This window comes from Pelagicoccus mobilis (assembly GCF_016595505.1).
GTDB classification, from domain to species: domain Bacteria; phylum Verrucomicrobiota; class Verrucomicrobiia; order Opitutales; family Opitutaceae; genus Pelagicoccus; species Pelagicoccus mobilis.
The window spans coordinates 117,953-124,965 of record NZ_JAENIL010000019.1; the positions used below are offsets into that span (position 1 = coordinate 117,953).

At 57.4% G+C, this 7,013-nt stretch carries 4 protein-coding genes; 1 reads left to right on the top strand and 3 read right to left on the bottom strand.

What is annotated here, in order from left to right; genetic code table 11:
• Window positions 1–20: 20 nt before the first annotated feature.
• The 3 genes from JIN87_RS11945 to JIN87_RS11955 form a co-directional block, all read right to left on the bottom strand.
• A complete protein-coding gene (locus JIN87_RS11945) occupies window positions 21–1,490 on the bottom strand; it encodes a sulfatase family protein (protein ID WP_200355795.1) in 1,470 nt (489 codons plus the stop codon).
• A 61-nt stretch (window positions 1,491–1,551) separates the two neighbouring features.
• Window positions 1,552–3,636, bottom strand: a complete 2,085-nt coding sequence (locus tag JIN87_RS11950; RefSeq protein ID WP_200355796.1) for a TonB-dependent receptor — start codon at window positions 3,634–3,636, stop codon at window positions 1,552–1,554.
• Window positions 3,637–3,812: 176 nt separating this feature from the next.
• Complete coding sequence (locus tag JIN87_RS11955; protein WP_200355797.1) at window positions 3,813–4,802, bottom strand: aldo/keto reductase; 990 nt, start codon at window positions 4,800–4,802, stop codon at window positions 3,813–3,815.
• A 416-nt stretch (window positions 4,803–5,218) separates the two neighbouring features.
• On the opposite strand from JIN87_RS11955, the gene leuA reads away from it, so the two are divergent.
• Complete coding sequence (gene leuA / locus JIN87_RS11960) at window positions 5,219–6,886, top strand: 2-isopropylmalate synthase (protein WP_200355798.1); 1,668 nt, start codon at window positions 5,219–5,221, stop codon at window positions 6,884–6,886.
• Window positions 6,887–7,013 lie beyond the last annotated feature (127 nt).

Genomic DNA, 7,013 nt, shown 5'->3' on the forward strand with positions numbered 1-7,013 from the left:
ATTGCCCTGCAAGGAGCTCTCTATTTTGGGAATCTTATTGGTCCCGGTTGGTTGATTTGGGTGGCGTTGTTGGATTGGCCTGGGAACTCTGCGTGAGGATTGCGTGGACCTTTTTTGTCTGGTTTGGGGAAGACGATCTTTCCGTCTTCAATGAAGGGCGGTGGGCTGCGGTGCGGCGTTGGATTGGTGGGAATGCTGTCGCCGGTTTGGGTGGACCAGTCGGAAATGAGCTGGCGCGCCTTGGTAAGGGCTTGGGCGTGCTCGGGATTGCTGGCGAGGTTGGTGAACTGGTGCGGTTCGTCGGTCACGCGATAGAGCTCTTCTTCTGGGCAGGGGTTGGCGAATACCTGTTGTTGGAACGTGTTGGTTTTCCCTTTGGCGTGAGCTTCCCAGAGGTCTTTGCCTGAGGGTGGGCTAAAGGCTTCGGAGCAGAGGTTGGGCTGATCTGGGTAGTTGTTTTTTATGTACAGGTAGTCGCCGAAGCGGACCATGCGTTCGTGGTTTTTGTAGACGTGCCAGTTGTGCTCGGAGAAGACCATGTCGCGGGTGCGGGCTTGTGGATCTCGCAAGATGGGGAGAAAGCTCTGGCCTTGGATGGTTTCGGGCTTTTCGAGTCCGGCGAGCTCGAGAAGCGTGGCGCTCAAGTCGATCGAGCTGACCAAGCTGTTCGTTGTTGACGCGTTTCTGATAAGTTCGGGGTACGAAACGACCCAGGGCGTTTTGATTCCGCTATCGTAGAGGCGGGATTTGCAGCGAGGGAAGGGGCGGCCGTTGTCGGCAGCGACGACGATGACTGTGTTTTCGAAGACGTCCTGCTCTTTGAGTTTGGCAACGACTAGACCGATGAAGTGGTCGAAGCGGCTGACTTCGTGGTAGTAGTCGGCGAGATCTTGGCGGGTGGTCTCAGAGTCGATCAGGAAGGGAGGCACTACGACTTCCTCGAGCGCGTACTCGGGGGCGTGCTCGCTTTTTTGCCATACGCGATGGGCGTCGCTGGAGGCGAACCAGAAGAAGAAGGGGCGGTCGCTCGGGCGGTCGTTTACGATTTGAACCCAGTCGTCCTCTTTTCCGGGGCCGCCGCCTTGGGTGATGAGATCGAAGGCTCGATCCTTGTTGCCAAACATGTGGTTTTTTCCCGAGAGAGCGGTGTAGTAGCCAGCTTGTCGGAGGAGTTCGGGAAAGCGTGTCTGGGAGTCGGGGAGCTTGGAGTGGAGCTCGGGGGCGCCGGTGTTGTGGGGGTAGCGGCCGGTGATGATGCTGCAGCGGCTAGGGCTGCAACTGCTGGTGGTGAGGTAGGCGTTGTCGAAGCGCATGCCGTTCGCGGCGAGGGCGTCGACGTTGGGAGTCTGGATGCTCGGGTGTCCGTAGCAGCCGAAGTCTTCTTGGGAGACGTCGTCGGCGATGAAGAAGATGAAGTTGGGAGCGTTTTCGGCAGGCGCCGCGAAAAGCGGGATTTGCAGAGTGAGGAGTGCAAGGAGGAAGGGGTGCATGTTGAAGGGGGAAAGTTGCTTGAGGTGGCCGCTGGGGACAGCGGCCGCTACCTTGGGTGCCTTACTGTCTCCAGGTGTAGGTGAGGAGGAGTTCGCGGGGTTCGTCGATGGTGATGAGTCCGTTGGAGGCGAGGCCGCTGCGGTTCTCTTCGTCTAGGGCGTTGGTGAGGGTGAGGGAAATGCGTGATGTATCGTCTAGCTGGTAGTGGGCGGCGAGGGTGAGGTCGGAGGTGGCGCCGAGGCGTCGCGTGTTGGCCAAGTTCTCCCAGCTACGATCATACCAGCGGTAGTTGGCGGCGAATTGCAGTTGTTCGTTTGCTGAATAATTCAAGCCTGCCACTGCCTTCCAGGGGGCGGAGTGGGGAAAGGAGTTGCCTTCCAGTTCGGCGAGTTCGTCGGAGTCGATCTCGGTCTCCGAGTAGATCGCAGTGAGCGAGGCGAAGAGGGATTGTGTGAGTTCGTGGGTCGCGTGTATCTCGATGCCGGATACGGTGGACTCGTCTAAGTTGACGCGGGAGCTGCCTGATCCGCCTTCCGGGATGAAGCCGAAACGTGGATCGAACCCGGACTCGGTGGTGATGAGCGCGTTGGCGATCATCTCTTCGGCTTCGTAGTAGAAGGCGGAGATTCGGAAGGAGCTGGAGAGGTCGGTTGACGATATTTTTTGAGTGGCGAGGGAGAGTTCGATGCCTTGGTGGCGTTCTTTGGCGAGCAGAGGGTTGGCTTCGGTGATGTCGTTGCGAACGCGGAAGGGACGGTAGAGTTCGTTGAGCGTGGGGGCTCGATAGCCGGAGAAGAGGATGAAGTTGCTGTTCGTCGTATCTGTGAATTCGTGACGCCAGTTTAGGTTGCCGCTGAGGATGTCCGAGTCTTCATCTGGGTAGCGATCGTCGCGAATGACGGTGTCGGTTTCGGTGTTGGTTTCGATACGACGCCCGTCGACGCGTTTGACGTTTTCGAGTCGAGCAGTGGCGGCGAGGGTATCTTCTGGGGAGAGTTCCCACTCGGCCACGGCGAAGAGACCGTAAAACTCTTGTTCGCCTCCGGCATGTCGGTCGCGGGTGAATCCAGCTCCTAGATTGCGGTAGCGCTCATTAACAGAGCCTTTGATATGGCGGAAGTCTGCTCCTCCGGAGAAGCGTACGGCTTGTTTTCCGTCCTGGCGATAGACGATGGAGCCGCCGATTGATTCGGCTGGCATGTCGTACTGGTCGAGGGCGGGGCGTTCGGAGCTCCGATCTTGGGCGACGGAGGCGAAGACGTTTTGGAAATCGCGATCTTGGTAGAAGAGGCTGAAGTTGAGGTGCGCGTCGTGAGCTTCGAGATCGCGTTGGGCGAGGTAGTTGAGGTCGATCGCTTCGGTGCTGTTCCGTGAGACGGGGGTGCCGTTGCCTCGTTTTTCGTCGAGAGCTCGCAGGCTGAGTTGGGAGTTCCAGAGATCTCCGTTGCGCCAGGAGAGTCGGGTGTTGAATGCGGTGGCCTCGGAATTGGCTCTCTCGTCGATGGGGCCGCGTTGGGAAGGGTGCAGCGTGTAGAAACCGTCTGATTGAAAGTGGCGTAGTCCGAAGTCGAATACCGCTGAATCGGAAAGGGCGTGAGCGGAGTTGAGTCTGAGGTCGATGCGATCGGAGCTTCCGTAGCTGGCCTGCAGGAAGCGAGCTCCAGGGGATGGTGGGAGCGCGACGAGGGAGATGATGCCGCCGGATGCCATATTGCCCCAAGTTTCTCCGATGCCGCTTGGGTAGAGGGTAATGGCTTCGAGTTGGGCGCTGTCGTAGCGATGCCAGTAGACCCAGCCTCCGAACGGATCGTTTTGCGGAACGCCGTCGAGAAGGACGAGCGAGCGAGCGCTGGCGTTGGAACCGAAGTTTCGTAGTCGAACGCCTTGGGTGGCGGGATGAGCGGAGGTCGGGTGGGTGCGGCGATAGCTGGCGAAGCCGGGATAGGCGTGAAGGACGTCGGAAACGTCGCGAAAATGGGCCGACTCGACCTCTTGTAATTCGAAGGAGGATACGCTCGCTAGATTTTCGGTACCGTTGGTCAGGATACGATTGGCGTTCGCGACAATTGGGTCGAGCTCGACGGTCTGGGCGCTAAGCAGCGAAGCGGAAAGAGTAAGGGTGGAAATTGCGATTTGATGACGCATGATAAGTTCAAAAAGCTTGAAATGGCCCGAGCGAAAAGGTCGAGCCCGCACTACGCTAAACGTTTCAAGATGGAGTCGGAGCGAGGGGCGCTCCTGGCTTTGGTGGAGATTGCAAGAGCTTTTCAATGGCGGGTCGGCGCCCCCCCTACAGGGTGGGACGACTGCGCACTGCGCCTTTAGTATGCCCCTCGGATTTGGTCTCGGATCTTTTCTTTGTAGAGTTGGCGGATTGTCTCGTGCAGCTCAGTCGGGAGAGGTGGCAGATCGGCGATGCTGGCGTTTGCCAGGGCTTGATCTGGTCGGGAGGCTCCTGGGATGACGACTGAGACGGCGTCGTAGTCTAGAATCCAGCGCAGCGCCATTTGGGCGAGTGTCATGCCTTCTGGCACGAGCGGGGCGAGTTCCTCGACGAGCTCGAGGCCGTTCTCGAAGGGGACGCCGGCGAAGGTTTCGCCTACGTTGAAGGCCGCTCCGTCGCGGTTGTAGTTGCGGTGGTCGGATTCGGCAAAGCTCGTTTGACGGTCGAATTTGCCGCTTAGCAGTCCGCTGGCGAGCGGGACGCGAGCGATGATGCCGACCTGGTTTTGCTTGGCGAGGTCGAAGACCTTGCGGATGGGGCGTTGGCGGAAGAGGTTGAAGATGATTTGCAGGGAGGTGAGCTCGGGGGCTTTTTCGATGCACATGACGGCTTCACGCCAGGTTTCGACGCTGGCTCCGAAACGCTTGATTTTGCCTTGGGATACGAGGTCGGCTAGGATGGTCCAAACTTCGTCCTGTTCCATGACTTCGGTTGGAATACAGTGAAGCTGGACCAGATCGAGAGCGTCAGTCTTGAGACGCTTGAGGGATTCTTCGACCCGCCCTTGGATGGAGGCGGCGGTGTAATTGTCCGGATAAAGGTCTCCGAATCTGCCGAGCTTGGTCGCGACGAAAACGTCGTCTTGCAGTCCCGCTTTCGAGAGGAAATTGCCGATGATCTCCTCTGAACGGCCGCCTCCGTAGACATCGGCAGTATCTAGGAAGGTGACGCCGGCATCGACGGAGGCCTTGAGGATGGCGTTGGCCTCGGAGAGTTCGAGGTCGCCCCAGTCGGCGCCGAGTTGCCAGCAGCCTAGGCCGACGCGTGAAATTTGTGTGTTATCTTTTCCGAAGGGTGTTGTTTGCATGGGGATTCGCTATGGTTGGGTGGATGAATTATGAAGTACCGGTGATTTGCGAGTAAGAAGACCGATTGATTGGGGAGAGTTTTGTTTTCGACGTTCTTACTTATTGGTCGAACGTACTGAGGGAGGCGTAGGACGGCGCCCACGCCCTACCGTTTATGCCGCTAAGGTAGCTTGACAGGGGTAGGGTAAGGCGTTGTTTTCCTCGCACTCAAATGAATCTGAACGTCCAACCCCAGCTACGACTTAGCAAGCTAGACAGCCTATTCCTCGCTTAAGAATTGGGGCTGTCGGGACGTTCGAACAATTGATCATGCCGCGTGTGGGCATGGTGCAGCAGGTTTCAAACAGTATCGGCCCGGCATTTTTGGGATTGCCCCACCCGCATAGACCTTTTCGTTTTTGAACCAATAAAAGCCATGCAAAAACCGCCCATCAGCAAATACCGACCGTATCCGGTAATCGATCTGCCTGATCGCCAATGGCCAAGTCGCACTATCGACAAGGCTCCTACTTGGTGCAGCGTAGACCTACGCGACGGAAATCAGGCTCTCGCGATCCCGATGAACGTCGAGGAGAAGGTAGAGCTATTCAAGGTGCTGGTCGGGATTGGCTTTAAGGAGATCGAAGTTGGTTTCCCTTCGGCTTCGGAAACCGAATTCGCGTTTCTCCGGCGTCTTGTATCGGACAATTTGATACCGGACGATGTTACGATCCAGGTTCTCGTGCAGTGTCGCGAGCATTTGATCCGCCGCACTTTCGAGTCGCTCGAAGGCGTGAAGCGCGCGATCGTGCACATCTACAATTCGACCAATCCCTTGCAGCGTCGAGTGGTGTTCGGCTCCTCAAAGGAGGAGATTCGCGATATCGCGGTGGCTGGAGCGAAGCTTGTGAAGGAGCTCGTGCCGACCTTGCCGGATACGGAGATCGTGTTGCAGTACTCGCCGGAGAGCTACTCGGATACCGAGCTCGAATTTTCTCTCGAGTGTTGCGAGGCGGTGTGCGATGTCTGGGAGCCGACTCCGGAGAAGAAGATGATCTTGAATCTTCCGGCGACGGTTGAGCTCTTTACGCCGAATGTGCATGCGGACCAGATCGAGTGGTTTTGCCGCAATATTTCGCGTCGGGATAGCGTGGTGATCAGCCTGCACACGCACAATGACCGAGGAACCGGCGTAGCTGCGACCGAGCTTGGCCTGATGGCTGGCGCTGACCGAGTGGAGGGAACGCTCTTCGGAAACGGCGAGCGTACTGGAAATCTGGATATCGTGATCGTAGCCTTGAACATGTACACGCAAGGCTTGGATCCGCAGCTTGATTTCTCGAATCTCAACGACGTTCGTGAAGTCTACGAACGCGTGACCAAGATGGACGTGCATCCACGCTCTCCCTACGGGGGCGATCTTGTGTTTACCGCGTTTTCGGGATCTCACCAGGACGCGATCAAGAAGGGATTTGCCCAGATGCCTGAGGAGGAAGGGGCTCTTTGGCAGGTGCCGTATATGACCATCGATCCGAAGGATCTCGGTCGAAACTATCGAGCGATCATTCGCATCAACTCTCAATCCGGCAAGGGCGGCGTCGCCTACATCATGGAGAAGGAGTACGGCTTCAATATGCCGAAGGAGATGCACAAGGAGCTCGGTAAGGTTGTCAACGCGATGGCTGACCAGACGGGTGACGAGATTACTCCGGAAGGCGTGTACGAGTGCTTTCAAAACGAGTACATCAAGGTGCGCGAACCTTTGGATGTGATCGAATGGCGATCCGAGCGTCTCAACGACGAAACGGTCGAAGGTTGGGCTGTAGTACGGCACAATGGCGAGGAGAAGAATCTTCGCGGTGTTGGCAATGGCCCGATCGCAGCTTTTGTCGACGCGGTTGCGGGAATCGGCTATTCGGATTTCGAGCTGTTGTCCTATAGCGAGCACTCGCTCTCGAAAGGGGCGCGCTCGGAGGCCGTCTCGTACATCGAGCTGAAGGGGCCGACCGGAGCGAAGTGCTTCGGTGCTGGTATTGATACCAACATCTCTCTCGCCTCGATTCGCGGGGTGGTGAGTGCGCTGAATCGACTGGTGAAGGCTTAGAAGCGACCAAGCGCTATTTCGATTTCGAGGGAGGTCCGAGCTGCTGGCTCGGGCCTTTTTTTGGTTCATCGCTATTTTGCGGGGAGAGTTTCCTCCTTACGAAATCTCCTGTAGGAAGCGGCCTTGT

What these genes read in the sequence shown, in the direction of transcription:
- JIN87_RS11945 (WP_200355795.1), bottom strand. Translation starts at nt 1,490, where the DNA reads ATGCACCCCTTCCTCCTTGCACTCCTCACTCTGCAAATCCCGCTTTTC.
- JIN87_RS11950 (WP_200355796.1), bottom strand. Translation starts at nt 3,636, where the DNA reads ATGCGTCATCAAATCGCAATTTCCACCCTTACTCTTTCCGCTTCGCTG.
- JIN87_RS11955 (WP_200355797.1), bottom strand. Translation starts at nt 4,802, where the DNA reads ATGCAAACAACACCCTTCGGAAAAGATAACACACAAATTTCACGCGTC.
- leuA (WP_200355798.1), top strand. Translation starts at nt 5,219, where the DNA reads ATGCAAAAACCGCCCATCAGCAAATACCGACCGTATCCGGTAATCGAT.